The sequence below is a fragment of the Faecalibacterium sp. An192 genome (assembly GCF_002160175.1).
Taxonomy (GTDB): domain Bacteria; phylum Bacillota; class Clostridia; order Oscillospirales; family Ruminococcaceae; genus Faecalibacterium.
The window spans coordinates 1-16,797 of the sequence record NZ_NFKB01000010.1 but is presented as its reverse complement, the minus strand read 5'-3'; the positions used below and the strand labels follow the sequence as shown (position 1 = coordinate 16,797).

Genomic DNA, 16,797 nt, shown 5'->3' with positions numbered 1-16,797 from the left:
TTTTCAATGGGGCAGGGGCGCACAAGGGGAAAAGGGCGCCCTCAGACTGCGCCCAGGATGGTTGCACTGTAGGGAAGCAGGACGGTGCTGCCGGTACGGATGATTTCGCCGCCCCGCCACAGACTGGAGGAAACGCCGTCGCACAGCAGCCGCCACCGGCCCTCGGGCAGGGAAACGGTGGCCTCGCTGCCGGTGGGGTTATAGAACACGGCGATTTCAGGCCAGGCGGCGGCGTCGCCGTCGGCGGCCTCCAGATGCCAGCCCTCCAGGGGCGGTTCCAGGGAGAAGAATTCGACGGCATGGGCGCTCTCCAGTTTGCCGTCCCCCAGCCGGGGGAACCGGGCCCGCAGGGCGATGAGCCCCCGGTAATAGTCCACCAGACTATGGAAGCTGGCCGCCCGGCTCCAGTCCAGCTGGTTGATGGAGGCAGGGGAGCGGTAGCTGTTCTTGATGCCCTTTTTGGTGCGGGCGAATTCCTCGCCGGCCTGCATAAAGGGCGTGCCCATGCAGGTCAGATAAATCCCCGCCGCCAGCCGGTTCTGGGCCACAATCACGTCGGGGCTGGCGTTGTAGTCGGGCTTTTTGAACCGAACCGCCATCAGCTTATCCCAGAGGGTCAGGTTATCATGGGCCGACACATAGCTGATGATCTGACTGGGAGCCCGGGGATTCACCCGGTCGTGGAGGCACCAGGCCCCCACCGCCGCGCCGATATCCCAGAAAGCCCCCTGTTTTCCCTCCACATAGCCGGGGTCCCGGGCATCGAAGCAGTTGCCCTTGATGGCGTCCCGGGTGTCGTCGCTGAACACGCCGATGCGGGTGCTGAGCATCTGCAGGTTGGCCTTGTTGGCCTCGTACCGGCGCAGCATGCTCTGGCCGCCCTGCCAGGGCTCGCCGTACATCAGAATCTCCTTGCCCCGAGGCAGTCTGTCCAGGGCGGCCCGGATTTCGTTCATGGTCTCCACGTCAAACAGGCCCATCAGGTCAAACCGGAAGCCGTCGATGTGGTATTCTCTGGCCCAGTAGAGGATGGAGTCAATCATATAGCGGCGGGCCATGGGCCGCTCGCAGCAGAACTCACACCCGCAGCCGCTGCCGTTGGAGAAGGTGCCGTCGGGATTCTGGCGGAAAAAGTAGTAGGGCACCGTGTTGTTCAGGACGTTTTCGTGGCGGTACATGTGATTGTACACCACGTCCATCACCACGCCGAATCCCGCCTTGTGGAGGGCCGCCACCATCTGTTTGAACTCATGAATCCGCACCTCCCCGTGATAGGGGTCGGTGGAGTAGCTGCCCTCGGGGATATTATAGTTGGTGGGGTCATAGCCCCAGTTGTACTGAAGCCGGAGGGGCCGGGCCTCGTCCACGCTGCCGAAATCAAACACCGGCATCAGCTGGATGTAGGTCACCCCCAGGCGGCGCAGGTAATTCAGCCCGGTGGGAAAGACGTTGTCCCCCGCCAGGGTGGTGCCCTCCTGGGTGAAGGCCAGATATTTGCCCCGCCAGGGCCGGGCAAACCCGCCGTTGGGGTCCCAGGAAAAATCCCGGACGCTGACCTCCCAGATCACCCGCCGGGAGGGCGGGATCACCGGCCGGCGGTCAAACTGCCAGCCGGAAGGATCGGTGCGGCGCAGATCCACAATCATGCTGCGCAGGCCGTTGACCCCCGCCGCCCGGGCATAGGGGTCCCCGGTTTCCCGGATCTGGCCGTTGACCCGCACCGAGAACGTATAGTACATCCCGTGCTGGTCTCCGGGCAGGTAGATGGTCCAGCAGCCGTGTTCCCGCCGCTCCATGGCGAGGGAACCGATGCAGAAACCCTTGTCCCCCTGACGGTAGAGGTTGACCATGACCTGTTCCGCTGTGGGGGCCCACAGGCGCAGCCGGGTCCCCTCGCGGGAATAGTCCGGCCCCAGGGGCCCGTCGTAAAGGGAATCCTTCTCAAACCTCTCGCTGTCGTAGTAGGATCTCAGGCTTTTCGGGGTCTTTACGCTCACACCTCGTCACATCCTTCTGTCAACTGCGCTGAGGGACAGACCGGCCCGCAGGCCGGCCTGTTCCCTCTGCATTCTATGATATCTTTATTTTAAAGGACACCGGGCCGCATTGCAAGAGCTATTCCTATATAATCCGCATTTTGTTGCAAGGATTTGGACATTCTGCCCAAAAGGGCCGGATTTGCCCGCGGCTGCCGCTTGCAAAAAACCACGGCACCCGCTATACTTGAATCAACAGAGAAAGAACAACCGGAGGGTGCTATGGGCTACAACGACGACTGGGAAAGTTTGATGAACAGTGTATTCGGCTCACAGGGTCGGGTGCGCAGCGGCGGCACGGCCGAAAAAGCCGCCAAAGAGGACGCAAAGCCGTCGGGAAAGCCGGCAGGGAAGGCCGCGGGACCCCGTCCGGCCCGGGCCAGCGGGATGCCTGACCTGAACAAAGCCCTGCAGGAACAGCAGAAAACCCTCGACGCCCTCCTGAAAAAGCAGAATGCCGCCCTGCGGGCCCAGGACCAGAGCAGCACCCGCCAGGCCCTGGAGGAAAGCCGCCAGCTTCTGCGGGACATGGAGGCGGACGGGCTGCTGGCCCGGGGCACCTCCGACACCCCGGTCGAGCACATGGGAAGCTTTGAGGGTCTGGCCGCCGAGGTGAAAAAGACGGTTCTGGGCCAGGACGCCTATGTGGACGCCCTGGTGCGGGCCATGCGGCGGCCCTTTGTGCTGGGGACTTCGGGCCCCCGGGCACGGAATGTGATTTTGCTGTGGGGCCCCAGCGGGACGGGACGCCACTTTGCCCTGGCCGAGACCGCCCGCCTGATGGCGGCCCGGGGCCTGCTCCAGAGCGACCAGGCCGCCCGGATGGATCTGGCCCTTTACGCCGACCCCGGCGCCGAGCGGCTCTTTTTACAGGACCTGTACGCCGCCCTGTACGCCCCGGGGGAGATGGTTCTCTTTGACCACTACGAGCGGTGCTGCCCGGCCTTCCTCAAGACCCTGGCCAGCCTGGCGGTGAAGGGTTCCGCGCCTTTGACCTCCCGCTATCTGGTGAACCGGGAGGGGATTCTGGTGGATGCCGGCAGCGCCCTGGCGCCCGGCGCCGTCAGCCGCATCACCCCCCAGGGAAAATATCTGATCTTCTTCTCCCACAAGGGCCGGGACGCCATGGCGGACCTGCTGGGGGCCGGGTTTGTGTCGGCCATCGGGGATGTGTGCCAGACCCAGCCCTTTACCGCCGACCATCTCCAGGCCCTGGCGGCCCAGCAGATCAACGAGCTGGCCCGCCGCTGCCTCCGCCAGCTGAAATTGACCCTGACCGCCGGGGCCGACGTCCGGGATTATGTGGCGGATTTCACCACCGAACGGGAAGGGGCCGCCGGTCTGGCCGCCTGCTGCGACCAGATGTTCCGGGCCCTCAGCGAGTATTGCCTGCGGAATGACAGTTTCCGCCAGGGAAGCGTGGCTCTGGACGTTCAGGACGGGGTGCTGCGGTTCTCCATCGACAAGAGCGAGCCGGCCCCTCTGCTGGACCTGCTGCCTCCGGCCTGGAACGGGGACATCGACGAGGTGCGCCGGGAGCTGGACGCCCTGGTGGGCCTGAAAGAAGTGAAGGAATACGTCTTTGGCCTGGCGGACAACGTGCAGGTTCAGAAGCGGCGGGCCGACGCGGGAATGAAGACCGCCAGCCTGTCCATGCACATGATCTTCACCGGCAACCCCGGCACCGGCAAGACCACCATTGCCCGGCTGGTGGCCCGGTATCTGAAAGCCATCGGCGCTTTGCGGGGCGGCCAGCTGGTGGAGGTGAGCCGGGGCGACCTGGTGGGCCGGTACACTGGCCACACCGCCCCCCTGACCAACAGCGTCATCGAGAGCGCCCTGGGCGGCGTGCTGTTCATCGACGAGGCCTACAGCCTCTACCGCGGAGAACAGGACAGCTTTGGCCTGGAGGCCATCGACACCCTGGTGAAGGGAATGGAGGACCACCGGGACGATCTGGTGGTGATTCTGGCGGGCTACACCAAAGAAATGCAGCAGTTCCTGACCGCCAACAGCGGCCTGGCCAGCCGGTTCCCCAACCAGATTGAGTTCCCCGACTACACCGCCGACCAGCTGCTGGACATCACCGCCGCGCTGGCGTCGGCCCGGGGATACCGTCTGGACGAACAGTGCACCTTCCCGCTGCTGGGCTTTTACCAGCGGCGGCAGGCGGCCGACAGCCGCACCGCCGGCAACGGACGCCTGGCCCGGAATACCCTGGAACGGGCCATCTACAACCAGAGCCGCCGTCTGGTGGCCGAGCCGGACGCGCCCCTGGATCTGATTCTTCCCGGGGACCTGGATCTGGACGACGACTAACCCCCAACGCCAAAGCCCCTGCCCCGGCATGCGCCGGCCGGACAGGGGCTTTTTGTTTTTCGTATCCATAGAAAAGGCCCCGAGCCCACCGTCCCGAAAGGGACAGCTGACCCGGGGCCTTTTCCCGCACCAAAACAAAAGTTTTGTAGGCCCCACCACAGGGCCTGCTCCTATTCTAAGGGATTTTACTCTCTGCGTCAAGCCCCTTACTTTTCTAGAAGAAAAGGATGCAAAAGACTTTTCACTGTGTACCATACACTCTCCGGGTCTCCCAAGGTTCCGCGGGGCCGTTATGTTCCGGCTCGCACCCGGCGTTTGTGCCTGCGGCACGGTACGATGCAAACCACCTCAAACCTGGTTTTCAGGCCTCCGCAAAAGCTCTATAAAATCAAAAATCCCCGCCCCTGCGGGAAGCAGGAGCGGAGATCTTGTACTTATGGAGCTTTCCCATCTACTGGAAAACAGCACATCAAAATAAAAGACAGATTCGGCCTCGCAAAACTTTGGACTCACCGGGGCGCAGCCCGGGAGCCTCCCAAAGCGGCTGAAACCTCGCCGCCGGCAGGGCCTTGTGAGGCCCGCAGCAGTCAGCGGTACCATGTGAAAAGCTTTTGCCTGCTTTTTCTCAAAAAGAGAAAATCAGGTTCTGCTTGAGCCTTGCATCGTACCGGGGCGCAGCCCGGGAGCCTCCCAAAGCGGCTGAAACCTTGCCGCCGGCAGGGGTTTGTGAGGCCCACAGCAGTCAGCGGTACCAGGTGAAAAGCTTTTTGCCTGCTTTTTCTCAAAAAGAGAAAATCAGATTCTGCTTGAGCCTTGCATCGTACCGGGGCGCAGCCCGGGAACCTCCTAAAGCGGCTGAGACCTCGCCGCCGGCAGGGGTTTGTGAGGCCCACAGCAGTCAGCGGTACCATGTGAAAAGCTTTTTGCCAAGCTTTTTCTCGAAAAAGCGGAAAAAGCGGGGGTTACTTTTTTTCAAAAAAGTAACGGTCCAGGAAGGCGACGAAGGGGGCGGCGCGGCGGCCCAGCAGGCGGGGAAGGATGACCCGGCCCATGGCCCAGACGCCCTTGAAATTGTAGAGGATGACCACGGCGCACAGCAGGCCGGTCCACAGGCCGTACCAGGGCACCTCCGCCAGGGTGATGCCCGCCTCGATCACCAGAAAGACCACGTTCACCAGAACGTGCATGGGCTCCAGCCGCAGATCCATCATCTTGCGGCTGTCGATGGCCCGCAGCACAAAGACCAGCGCCATGGACAGGAAAGAGGCATAGGTGACGCCCACCGGGCCAAACCAGAGAATCCCCAGATAGTTCAGGATGCAGTTGGCCACGGCGCCCGCCAGCATGGTGTAGAGGCTGTGGGTGGAGCGCTTGTAGACCACGTAGATGCTGTTCATGAACTGGGTGAAGCAGGTGAACACCGCCGCCAGGGTCAGGTAGGGCACAAACTGCCAGGCATCAAAATAGCTGGACTTCATGACCAGCATCACCGGCCGGCACAGCCAGAGGATGCCCGCCGCACAGCAGAACATGACGCTGGAATAGCTGCGGAACACGGTGGTGAAGAAGCGGCCCCGGTCCTGTTCTTCGGTGACCGCCGACAGCTGCCAGGCGTCGTAGAAGATGGTGCCCAGGGTGCTCAGGATGGTGGGCAGGAAATAGCCGGTGGACAAAAGGCCGCTCCACTCGGCGCCGCTGCGGCCCTGGATGCCGCCGCACATGGCGTTGACAAAGAACATGTCCGAGGCATTGATGATCCAGAAACTGATCTGGGCCGGGATCATGGGCAGGGAAAACCGCAACATCTCTTTCCAGAGGGCGCGGTTGATGTAGCTGAAATCAATGTACTGCCACAGCTTGCCGGTGAAGAACAGGAACAGGCTGCTGGTGACGTCGCCGCAGATGATGGCCAGCAGGTAGCCCTCGGCGCCCAGCTTGAGCACCACCAGGTACAGCACATAGAACATCAGGGTGGCGAAGGTGCACAGCACGCCGTCCACGCCCACCAGACGGTTCATCTCGCGGCTGCGGATGAACTGGGTGCAGAGGGTGCGCAGGCAGCTGGTGAGCACATACACGCACAGGAAAATCTCATACCCCTGCACGCCCGGCACCTGCCGCAGCAGCGGCCAGAACAAAAGCAGAATGCCATAGCCCAGCAGAATGGTCAACAGGCCGTTGGTAAAGACCTGCTTTTTGCTGTTGCCGCGGTCCAGGCCAAAGCGGATGATGGCGTTGCTCATGCCCATGGACACAAAGGGAATCAGCAGGTTGGCGCACTGGCTCAGCAGCTTGGAAATGCCCATGCTCTCCACGTCCCGCATGGCGTAGGTCAGGAAAGGCTGGACAATCAGGGTCAACAGTTTGGACGAAAAGCTGGAAATGGCAAAAATCAGAGTATTGCCGGCCAGCTTGCTGTATTTATTCTGTCCCTCCTGGGGGACACGACGGTTTTCCAAAGATTTGTACCTCCCGGTTTTTATTCCTCCCGCAGCAGGGCGCGGCGGGCTTTCCAGTCGGGCATCCGCTGTTCCACCTGGGCCCAGAAGGCCGGGCTGTGGTTGGGCACCAGGAAATGGCAGAATTCATGCACCACCACATATTCCTGGGCCGCAGCGGGCTCGTTCCAGAGGGCCAGGGCAAAGGTAATCTGCCGTTTGGCGGGGACGCAGACGCCCCAGCGGCTGGTCATGGCCCGGACCTTGATGACCGGCATCTGTCCCCCCAGCGCCTCGGCAAAGGAGGGAAACACCGCCCGGCTCAGGGCGGTGAAATGTTCCAGGGCCGCGGCCCGGTCGGGCAGAGGACGGGCCGCCCGGCGCTGTTGGCGCAGGACGGCCTGTTGGATCCACTCCGCATGGGCCGTCACGAAGGCATCCGCCTGGCGGAGGGAGGCCCGCATGGGGATGCTCACCGCCACGGTGCCGTCGGAACGGACCCGGAGATTCAGATTTTTCACCCTTCGCCGGGTCAGCTGGTAGCAGATGCCGCCGGCCTGACGCAGCTGGGTTGTCTCGTGCTTAGCCACCACGGCTGCTGCGGGCCGGACGCCGGATCAGGCGGCCCAGCGGCAGCTGAGCGCCCACCACGGCGGCAAAAATCAAAGCGCAGCCCCACAGTTCCCGCACCGAGAGGCTCTGGCTCAAAAGCAGCCAGCCGCCCAGGGCGCCAAAGACGCTCTCCAGACACATGGCCAGGCTGGCAATGGCGGGGTTCAGATCCCGCTGGCCCAGAATCTGGAGGGTATAGCCCACGCCGCTGGACAGGATGCCGCAGTAGAGCACCGGCAGAGCCGCGCCGGTGATGTCGGCCAGGGTCACCGTCTCGGTGAGGAAGGAGGCGATGGTGCTCTCCACCGCCACCACCAGAAACTGCAGCATGCTCAGCCGCACGCCGTCCACCTGGGGGGAGAAGTGGTCCACCGACACAATCTGGAAGGTGAACAGCACAGCGCACAGCAGCAGAATGCCGTCGCTGAGCTCCACCCCGCCGAAGCCCCCCTGCATGCACAGCAGGTAGAGGCCCGCCACCGAAAGAACCACACAGCCCCAGATCTGGGCCGGGCTCTTGCGGCCGAACAGAAGCCCCACCACCGGCACCAGGACCACATACATGGCGGTGATGAAGCTGGCCTTGGCGGTGGAGGGGTTGAGGGTAATGCCAATCTGCTGGGCCGCCGACGCGGCAAAGAGGAAGGTGCCGCAGATCAGGCCGCCCCGCAGCAGAACACGGCGGGCCTCCCCCTGGGGCGGGCCGGCGGGCTCCCCGCGGCGGCGGTGGACCGCGTCAAAGACGCGGCACAGGGGCCACAGGAACACGATGGCCAGCCAGCTGCGGCAGGCCAGAAAGGCGAAGGGCGCCAACGTCGAGCCGGCGCTCTGGGCCACAAAGGCCAGGCCCCAGATCAGGGCGCAGAGCACCAGCAAAAAGGTGTTTCTTGTTTGTACTTTCATCCCACAATTCCCTCAGCTGCAAACATCCCGTACAGATAATACCGGCTCGAGTCGTACGAGACGGTGATGCGGTACTGGGCCGACGGGTCCAGCCCGGTGATGGTATAGCGGTAATTGGTGCCGTCGGTGCGGATATAGCCGGTGGAGCCGTCCACATACTGGGCCCCGCCGTCCACCTTTTTCCACAATGCCAGCTTGTACTCCTGGACGCCCTCGGCGGTGCCGCAGGCCGTGATGGTCAGAGTATCCCCCGCCACCTGGAAATAACCGGTGTTCCGCTTCCAGATGCCATTGTAAATGCCGTAGAGGGTGCCGTTTGACACCACGTTGGCCCACTGGGCCGTGGAATCGGTGCCCTCGGGCAGCATGATGGGATCGGTGGTGGCCGCCGCCCAGTTTTCGGTGTCCTCTTCCTGGGCGGTGTTGGAAAAGCCCATCAGGCTGGCCACCCCGTTTTTGATGCTCTCACATCCCGCCAGGCTGAGGGTCAGCGCCGCCGCCAGCACCAGCGCAAAAAACCGTTTCATCTTTGTTTTCCGTTCCATAAGACCTCCGGGCAGAGACGCCGCTTTGCCCTGTTTTCATTCTCGTTGGTGGTTGTGTTCCAATCACTTCTTGTTAGTATACCGCATTTTCCTCTTAGACACAACCTTTTCCGGCCTTATTCTGGGGCGTTTGCCTCGGTCAGGGCCGCGCACTCGGCCCCGGCCAGCTGGGGCCAGGCCTCATTTCCGAACAGGGAACCGTACCGGTACAAGGCATAACCCCCGGCCCCCTGGGCCCGCAGGTCCGCCACCTGATCGGCCAGCGCCCGCCCGGTGGACCACCGTGCCACGCTGTTTTCGTCCGAGCCGCCGTCGCCGTCCCCAATCCGCCAGGCCCCCAGCCCGATGTACAGGGCCGCAGATCCCCGGGGCATGGCCAGCCATTCCGGGAGGATGTTCTCATAGGCGAACCGGTCCGACCCGCTGGACAGCCGGTATCCATAGCCCCAGTACAGCTGGGGACAGAGGTAATCCACCACGGCCTCCTCCCCGGAGGCCTCCAGCCAGGCGTAAACGTCGCTGTACTGCTGGTTCAGGTCGTTGTCGGGGTTGCCCTGGGGGCTGACCCCAAACCGCAGAGTGGGGTCCTTGGCCTTGACGGCGTCGTGGGCCGCCTTGACCAGGGCGGTGACATTCTGACGCCGCCAGCCGGCCAGATCGGCGGCGCCGCTGGCGGCAAACTGAGCCGCGTCAATGGAAGGGTCGGTGGTGGGGTAGAAGTAGTCGTCAAAATGCACCCCGTCCACCGGATAATTCCGCACCAGCTCAGCCACCCCTTCCACCACATAGGCCGCCGCCTCGGGGATGGCCGGGTTGAGGTAAAGGCCGCCGTTGACCTCCACCACCCATTCCGGGTGGGTGTTGGCCAGATTTTCCGCCGCCAGCTGGGCCGGCGACGAGGCCGTCGCCCGCAGCCGGTAGGGGTTGATCCAGCCTTCCAGGGAAAGGCCCCGGTTGTGGGCCTCGGTCAACAGAATGTCCAGCGGGTCAAAGCCGGGGTCCACCCCCTGGGTGCCGGTGCAGATATGGCTACAGGGATAGAGGGCGCTGGGATAGAGGGCGTCCCCAAAGGGCCGCACCTGAACCAGCACCGTATTGAGCCCCAGGGCGGCACAGTTGTCCATCATGGCGGCGGCCTGGGCCCGGAACCCCTCCGCCGAGGCATAGTCCATCCCCTGAAGCTCAATGTAGCTGATCCACATGGCCCGGTATTCTCCGGCCCCCGGCCCGGAAGAACGGGACTCAGGGCCTGCCATCCAGCTTTGCCGGCTCAGCCAGAGGGCTCCCGCCCCCACGGCCGCCGCCCCGGCTCCCACCAAAAAAGCCCGCCGGGTTACCTTACCCCCGGACTTTTTCCGGGCCCGGGTCCGGCCCTTAGGGGCCGTCCGGGTGGTGGTTCGGGTGTTTTTCGTCTGGGGCATCAGACCGCCTCCCTGTACTGTAGCTTGTTGTGTTTCATCCCAACCCCTCCGCTCTCTCTGACCGGGCCGCATCGCCCGGATGCTGTTCTGTGAACTTTCTCCCGAAATGAATGGGTTCGATCGCCGCACCATTCCTGTATTCTCAGGCGGACAAACGCCACTCCGCACGGAGCCTGCACTTCTGGGTCAAATAACCGCCTTAGCGGTTATTATACCGTGTCCGCCAAAGCGGGCAAAAACCAATCCACGCGAAGCGTGCACCTTTTGGTCAAATAGCTGCCCTCGCAGCTATTATACCGTGTCCGCCAAAGCGGACAAAAACTGACCCACGCGGAGCGTGCACCTCTTGGTCAAATAACCGCCTTAGCGGTTATTATACCGTGTCCGCCGAAGCGGACAAAAATCGATCCACGCGAAGCGTGCACCTTTTGGTCAAATAGCTGCTTTTGCAGCTATTATACCACAATCCCGCCTTTATGTGCGCTTTTTCCACAGAGCGAAATCGAGCCAAAGTCTTTTCATTTGAGCACAAATCTGCTATAATAATTTTATTAGTGCACTGCAAACCGCCTGTTACAGCATATGCAAAGCATTTGCGGGCCAGTAGCTCAGTTGGTCAGAGCTGGCGGCTCATAACCGCTTGGTCTTATCGTCCGGCGCTTCCAAAACATCCGCATATTCGTCGTTTTCTCGCCGTCATAACGGCAAAAAAGTGTTTTCACCTACTTTTTACCTACGAAGGGCATCCGAATGCGCCCTCGCAGGTCCAGCTTCATCTCCATAAGGGCCAGTAGTTCAGCGGTCAGAACTCCCCGCTCATAACGGGGTTATCGCGGGTTCGAATCCTGCCTGGCCCACCAAAAAGCACGAAACATCGCGTTTCGTGCTTTTCTTTCTGCCTTTTGGCGGAAATTGTTTATTCGCTGTACAGTTCCTGGCTCATCTGTTTGCGTATCTCCTCGCGGCGGCGGTCATACACCTGGGTATAGATCGCCAGCGTTGTGCTGGGCTGGGCGTGGCCCGCTTCCGCCGCCACTGTGGCGATGCCGATGTTGGGGTTGGACAACAGGATGCTGACGAAGGTGTGCCGGAACATGTGGGGGTGCAGCCCTTCGATGCCCGCCTTTTTGCCGACCCGCCGCACCAGACTGCCGTAGCTATCCGGGTTGATGGGGAAGCCGTGGTCGTTGCAGATCACAAAGTCATTCCCTCGCAGAGCCAGCAGGGAAGAAGCATACTTGGCCGATTTTCTATCCAGGCTTTTCTGCCAGGCCGCGCCCATCACCTTTTTCTGAGCTTTCCACTGCCGGTAGTAGTCCTCCAGGAAAGCCATAAATTCCGGCGCAACGTCCACATCCCGGACATTGTTCTCTTTGGTTGCGGTGAGCTGGTAGCCGAAATTCTGAAAGACCAGCAGAGACTTGGAAATGTGGATGGTGCACTCCTTGAAGTTCACATCCTGCCACGTCAGTCCGGCCAGCTCTCCGCGGCGGACGCCGGTATTCAGCAAAGACAGAATGATCGCCCGCTCCAGCAGGGAGCACTCTTTTAGCGTTTGCTGCAGGCGCTCCACCTCGTCTTTATGCAGGCAGTCCACGCTCTTTCCTTTCTTACCGCAGGCCCGTATCTGGGGCGGCTTGGCGTCTACGTTGTAGTTCTCGTTGGCGTAGTTGATCACGGCACGGATAAACAGAACGTATTCCCGCATGGTTTTCTGGGTGATGGGCCGCTCGTCCGTCTCTACCTCAAAGAGAGTCTCAACCTCCTGTCCCAGCGCTTTTGCAATCTGCTGCGCGGAATCAAGCGAGACGCTTTCCCCGCGGAAGGACTTTTCCACCGTTTCTTCTTTGATGGTGCAAAATTCTGCGATTTTGGGGCAGGACATGGTCTTGTACGCCTTGGCCCCCGGTTTCAGCGTCGCCCGCTGATAGACCCGGGTGCATCCTTTCTCCAACAGGCGGAGGACCTGGTCGCAATCCTTCTTGGTGATGGTGCCGATCGGTTTTTGTGCGAACTGGGGATAGCCTCTGATTTTGTTGAGGTAGCCATTCTTATTACGGGTCGTATTCGCCTTATTCCGGTGCTGTTCAGCATCGCCTTTCAGGCGGGCGGACGGCTCCAACAAAGAACGGTTGGAGTCAATGTACTCTCTTGCCATCTGCTCGAACGTTTTGCCGCCGCCAGCCATTTCCTTGTCGATCTGAGCCTGCTGCTCCCGCTCAAACTCCACTGCCGCCGCATTCGCCGCTGCCAGGCGCTGGCGGGCCGTTTTCAGCTCGGTAGGGTCAAAGTCAAAGCGGCCATAGCGCCGCTCCGATTTTCCATTCACCATGACAATGGCGGTGAGCTGGAAATACTTGGGCTTTTTCTTGGGTTCGATCAGTTTTACAGAAGCCATACTCGTAACCTCCTTTCTTCTGTCATGGTGAGTATAACAGGTTGCAGCGTAAATTTTTAGGATGCCGCCAACCGCGCCGGCATCCTTGACAAATCAGGCAGAGGTCATTCCGTTGTTGAAATATTCCGCCATTTTTCCAAGGTTGACATACCACTTGACGCCGGACTGGAACGCCATCCCCGGCACCTCTTTGCACAGGCGGCGAACGTAGTAAACAGGCAGCCCCATCCGCTGGCTGGCCTGCTTGATGCTGACGATCTGGGGCAGCACCACTTCTTCCACCTGGATAGGGGCCGCTTCGTTCAAAACAGGATTCTCGTACATGATGCTACCTCCAATCCAACTTCTCAGAACTTCACCGGCAGCATATTCTTTTTGCTGCATCCGTTATACAGCTTCAGGACCTGCATCATGTACCGGTAGGACGCCGCCCCGCTCATGGCGTCGGCGTCGCGGACCAGCTTCATGGGGTAGACGGTGGCCAGTCGTTTGACCAGACGGTCATATTTGTATTCATCCTTATAGAGGGCGATGAAGCGCATCACGCCCTGGATGATGCCCGGCCGCAGGGAATCGGGGTCGCCGTCCCAGGCTTCGGCAATGGCCCGCAGGCTCTCGATATAGATGTCCGGGCCATACTGCCGGAATTCTTTGAGGGCGGTGCTGACGCAGATGATTTTGCGGTTGGCCCGTACATGATCGGTGCCCAGCTGCAGCCCCGCCGCCTCGGTGGCGGCCAGGAAAGCGTGGGACTCGGCATCCTGGCCCACCAGCTTGGCCCGCAGCTTCGCACCCGCAGAAAGGGGAGTGGATGCGCCGGTCTGCTGAGCAAACACGAGAGCTTCTTCCTCTTTGGTCAGACCAACGTAGACCCGGCAGAGGATGGGCAAGTCATTGCCGCCGTTGAGGGTCTTAAGGCCCACGATGGTATGCTGGCCGTCGATCACGATGTACCTCCCGTCCCGGTAGCTGACCTTGGGCGGGTTGACAATGACGCCGTTGAACTCGGCCACCTAAGCCGTGTCCGACAGCCAAGAGCCGGAGAAAACACCCGAAAAATGCCTTATTGCGTAACGGGGGTCTGAAAAAGAGCTTGCATGAGAACAGGGCTTACCAAGCGGGAAAAGCCCGCCGATATTCGGTTTGACGAGAAAGCCCCCATATCCATATCCGCACCCACAACACCGCCTTGAAAAAGCGTCTGCTTGCATACAGCCGCCGTTATTCGGCGTCCGGCGATCTGTCAGAAGACCGACGCAGACCCGGAAACGGGCTGCATGGAGTTTGACGTTGAGAAAGGACGCTTCTCTTTCCGTCTGGCCACCCCATACAGTGAGGAACGGCGGGAAGCAGCGCGGCAGTTTGCCAGAGAGAACACTGCTGTTGACAGATTGAAATGTTGTAGATTTGTTCACAGCCTTATGGTATAATTTACTTAAAACAACAAAGCGACAAATCGGAATTAATGGAGGTAAAAAATGAAGGAGTATCAATACTTAATCGGTAAAATTATTATCGCAGCGGCGATTATAGTTGCCGTAATCATTATAGCAGGTGCTATCGAGGGGGCGGGAGAGAGCGTCCGTAGTGGTTTGTTTCAGTTAGGGGATCTACTTCGTTAGATTCTCATTTATCGGCGTTTGCCGCCCGCTTAAACAACTAAATCCATTCACCAAGAGCAGCTATTTTCCACCACGAAACGGCTGCTCCTTTCTTTTACCCATGAGCTACCGGTACTTCCAGACAATGATACTTCCGTAACTCGCAGCCCGGACGATCAGCCTGTGGTTTCTCGCCTTGCGTTCCTCAACGGACAACTTCTGTCGTAACATTTTTCCTGGTTCCCAAACTGCCGGATTTTCTTCTTCCCGTCCTCAATCTTGGCGGTCAATCCTGAGCTGCTGAAGCATACACCTTCGCCTCCCTCCGGTTCGGGTCTCTGTGAACCATAGGCTGGGCATAGTAGTCAAACCCATAACGGGTCTGGCAGTAAGTACAAGTGTCCTTGTTGCGCTGGCGCAGGTCTGCGCGGCGCAATGTCGCTCGCTTGGCATCCTGAAAGGAATGCAGGCAGACCGGACACAGCGTGATGAGAGATACGGTATTCAGATTGCGCGTGTAACTACGGCTCATCGTTGACCTCCGTTTCTTTGTATTGTGGATATTAGAAAAGCCCGCCAGTTTGGAAAGCTTTTTCCAGCCGGCGGGCCGAAATCTTGTTTGGGTTTCCTTCCCCCATTTGTCCTCGACGCCCCGGGGAGGATTGGGAACCTTCTGGCGGCGGATTTGCACCGCTCCATCGGCATTTCAGCCGCCCCGCCTTCTTTGTGGCCGGGCCGCGAGTTACGGAAGTATCATTGTCTGGAAGTACCAGAAGGCTGTTTATTCATTTTTCAAGGTCCGCTGGCTTCGGGCTTGTCCTCCGTTTGGGGAGGCCCTTGCTGTGACTCTATGATACCTTAGAAATTTTCGTTGCGGGAGTGACTGGTTGTCACAGTTTACTGTGACAGATTGTCACACTCTTTATAGCTCGCGTTTAACTTTCTCTATTATTTCAACAGCTCTTTGCAATTCTGTTTTAACCGCGTCCAACTGTGAAGTTTTTCCAAGAATCAGATAATCCAACGACACATCAAACAAAATATGTAAATCTACCAGTAATTCGATAGAGCAAGTTCTTCTGCCATGTTCGATTGCTCTTAAATGATCAAAGCTAATTCTTATAGTTTCCGAAAGCTGAACTTGGGTATAACCTTTTTCTTCACGCAGGGACTTGATTCTCTTTCCGCATTCAACAGGATCGAAGCGCATAGGGGTATCCTCCAGATTTTGACGCGTGTATAGACGTGCAAAATCCGAAGGTCAGGGGTATTTGGCGATGTACGTTTCCCAGTGTTGGCGCATCTGTCACTCCCGCGGGGCGACGGAAGCGACAACCAGAAAGCAAATAAAAAGGCCGGCAGACAGCCGCAATTTCCCTAAGGAAATCGCTTCCGTCTGCCGGTCTCGTCCGGCCTATAGCCGGTTCAGTCCTATCGAACAAACTTTTGACTCCCGAATTCCGTCCCTGAGGGCTATACCCAATTCGACGCAGATACGGTATGTCTCATTCCATATTCAGTTTTCGTTTCATGAGATTCGAAAGAATCAGGCGAATCTTTCAAGTTCTTCAGGCTTTTCGAAATGTAGGGATGCCCTCGTCACAGTGACCTTGTTCTTTTCCATCTGGATCACCCAGTGGCGATTGCACCTGGAGCATTTATGCAATCCAGTGACAATAATTTTTCCACACATCAGTCGGGTGCCACATCGGGGGCAGTTGGAGACGTTTAAATCCGCTCGCAGAACTTCACTCATAATGGTACCTCCTCATATTGAACGGTTGAACGAAGCGAAGTCTTTACTACTCTATCGAATTAAATCGCAGTAGAAAAAAGACCTCTTCTATTATCCGTGACAAAAAAAGGCATTTTTACCCCCTCTCTAAATGTAAAAAATCAAGGCTGATTTTTGGTAATTTTGCCACAAAGCATGAAAAGAGCATTTTAATACTTATTTTTGAGAACTAAAATGTTATTCCAATGCTTTTATAAGTACGATAAACTATTTGTAAGGGGACGATAATGCTTATGACTGTGTTGGAAAAATTGGGGTATAATATAAGGGTTGTACGAAAAAGAAAGGGACTGACCCAGCAGCAACTTGCAGATCAGAGCCACATTTCTTTGAAGCATTTGCAGCTGATTGAGAAGGGAGTCAAAAATCCTTCCTTCGAGATTCTTCGCTCGCTAACAGGAGTTCTGGATCTTTCTATCGACGCCTTATTAAATTCCTCGGATGGAGAAGATAAATCTGCGGATGAAATGCGTCAGCTCTACCTTTCCTGTCCATCTGAAGCCAGAGAAACACTACTAAACGCAACACGTACGCTTTCCCATGAACTAAAAAAACTTATGGACAAATCCACAGATCAAGCGGATTCTTCATCCTGATAAAATAAAACACAAGCCGGTGGGGGTGAACCGCCCCATATTGTGCGGACAGTACAAAAAAGAGGCCTGCAAGGGGTAGAACAAGCGAATCAAAGACTGGCCTGGCGAAGCGAGAGCGGAGCCAGGCCAGTCT

At 58.9% G+C, this 16,797-nt stretch carries 14 protein-coding genes, 1 tRNA gene and 2 pseudogenes; 4 read left to right on the top strand and 13 right to left on the bottom strand.

Annotated features, from left to right (window positions below):
- Positions 1 to 41 precede the first annotated feature (41 nt).
- Entirely contained in the window at positions 42 to 1,997 is a 1,956-nt protein-coding gene (gene pulA, locus B5F27_RS04855) for a type I pullulanase (protein ID WP_206422992.1), read from the bottom strand.
- Between the two features lie 261 nt (positions 1,998 to 2,258).
- Between pulA and B5F27_RS04850 the strand changes: the two genes are divergently transcribed.
- Positions 2,259 to 4,355: an AAA family ATPase gene (locus tag B5F27_RS04850; protein WP_087247507.1), complete on the top strand. Its 2,097-nt coding sequence runs from the start codon at positions 2,259 to 2,261 to the stop codon at positions 4,353 to 4,355.
- A 962-nt stretch (positions 4,356 to 5,317) separates the two neighbouring features.
- Here B5F27_RS04850 and B5F27_RS04845 read toward each other — a convergent pair.
- From B5F27_RS04845 to B5F27_RS04825, 5 genes are all read right to left on the bottom strand, one after another.
- On the bottom strand, positions 5,318 to 6,814 hold the full coding sequence (locus B5F27_RS04845; protein ID WP_087365117.1) for a polysaccharide biosynthesis C-terminal domain-containing protein: 1,497 nt from the start codon (positions 6,812 to 6,814) through the stop codon (positions 5,318 to 5,320).
- 20 nt (positions 6,815 to 6,834) lie between these two features.
- Positions 6,835 to 7,383: a YgjP-like metallopeptidase domain-containing protein gene (locus B5F27_RS04840; RefSeq protein WP_343214629.1), complete on the bottom strand. Its 549-nt coding sequence runs from the start codon at positions 7,381 to 7,383 to the stop codon at positions 6,835 to 6,837.
- Positions 7,376 to 8,308, bottom strand: a complete 933-nt coding sequence (locus tag B5F27_RS04835; protein ID WP_087247501.1) for a DMT family transporter — start codon at positions 8,306 to 8,308, stop codon at positions 7,376 to 7,378. The genes B5F27_RS04840 and B5F27_RS04835 overlap by 8 nt, the downstream gene beginning before the upstream one ends.
- Complete coding sequence (locus tag B5F27_RS04830) at positions 8,305 to 8,853, bottom strand: hypothetical protein (protein ID WP_087365113.1); 549 nt, start codon at positions 8,851 to 8,853, stop codon at positions 8,305 to 8,307. The genes B5F27_RS04835 and B5F27_RS04830 overlap by 4 nt, the downstream gene beginning before the upstream one ends.
- A gap of 116 nt (positions 8,854 to 8,969) precedes the next feature.
- Positions 8,970 to 10,274 (bottom strand): family 10 glycosylhydrolase, encoded by a 1,305-nt coding sequence (locus B5F27_RS04825; RefSeq protein ID WP_087365111.1) that lies wholly within the window; start codon positions 10,272 to 10,274, stop codon positions 8,970 to 8,972.
- 784 nt (positions 10,275 to 11,058) lie between these two features.
- Here B5F27_RS04825 and B5F27_RS04815 point away from each other — a divergent pair.
- Positions 11,059 to 11,134, top strand: a tRNA-Ile gene (locus tag B5F27_RS04815).
- Positions 11,135 to 11,190: 56 nt separating this feature from the next.
- On the opposite strand, the gene B5F27_RS04810 is transcribed toward B5F27_RS04815, so the two are convergent.
- The 3 genes from B5F27_RS04810 to B5F27_RS04800 form a co-directional block, all read right to left on the bottom strand.
- Positions 11,191 to 12,672, bottom strand: a complete 1,482-nt coding sequence (locus tag B5F27_RS04810; protein WP_087365109.1) for a site-specific integrase — start codon at positions 12,670 to 12,672, stop codon at positions 11,191 to 11,193.
- 93 nt (positions 12,673 to 12,765) lie between these two features.
- Positions 12,766 to 12,996: a hypothetical protein gene (locus tag B5F27_RS04805; protein WP_087365107.1), complete on the bottom strand. Its 231-nt coding sequence runs from the start codon at positions 12,994 to 12,996 to the stop codon at positions 12,766 to 12,768.
- A 23-nt stretch (positions 12,997 to 13,019) separates the two neighbouring features.
- A complete protein-coding gene (locus B5F27_RS04800; protein ID WP_087365105.1) occupies positions 13,020 to 13,685 on the bottom strand; it encodes a DUF6551 family protein in 666 nt (221 codons plus the stop codon).
- An 84-nt stretch (positions 13,686 to 13,769) separates the two neighbouring features.
- On the opposite strand from B5F27_RS04800, the pseudogene B5F27_RS17135 reads away from it, so the two are divergent.
- A pseudogene (locus tag B5F27_RS17135) lies at positions 13,770 to 14,102 on the top strand (hypothetical protein).
- Between the two features lie 315 nt (positions 14,103 to 14,417).
- On the opposite strand, the pseudogene B5F27_RS17130 reads toward B5F27_RS17135, so the two are convergent.
- From B5F27_RS17130 to B5F27_RS16470, 4 genes and pseudogenes are all read right to left on the bottom strand, one after another.
- Positions 14,418 to 14,563: pseudogene (locus B5F27_RS17130) on the bottom strand (DUF3847 domain-containing protein); the annotation flags it as partial.
- On the bottom strand, positions 14,560 to 14,805 hold the full coding sequence (locus B5F27_RS04790; RefSeq protein WP_087365193.1) for a hypothetical protein: 246 nt from the start codon (positions 14,803 to 14,805) through the stop codon (positions 14,560 to 14,562). The pseudogene B5F27_RS17130 and the gene B5F27_RS04790, both read right to left, overlap by 4 nt.
- 390 nt (positions 14,806 to 15,195) lie before the next feature.
- Entirely contained in the window at positions 15,196 to 15,483 is a 288-nt protein-coding gene (locus tag B5F27_RS04785) for a helix-turn-helix transcriptional regulator (RefSeq protein ID WP_087365103.1), read from the bottom strand.
- 336 nt (positions 15,484 to 15,819) lie between these two features.
- Positions 15,820 to 16,029, bottom strand: coding sequence for a hypothetical protein (locus tag B5F27_RS16470; RefSeq protein WP_144064147.1), 210 nt, complete (start codon positions 16,027 to 16,029; stop codon positions 15,820 to 15,822).
- Between the two features lie 272 nt (positions 16,030 to 16,301).
- Between B5F27_RS16470 and B5F27_RS04780 the strand changes: the two genes are divergently transcribed.
- Complete coding sequence (locus B5F27_RS04780; protein ID WP_087365191.1) at positions 16,302 to 16,664, top strand: helix-turn-helix transcriptional regulator; 363 nt, start codon at positions 16,302 to 16,304, stop codon at positions 16,662 to 16,664.
- Positions 16,665 to 16,797 lie beyond the last annotated feature (133 nt).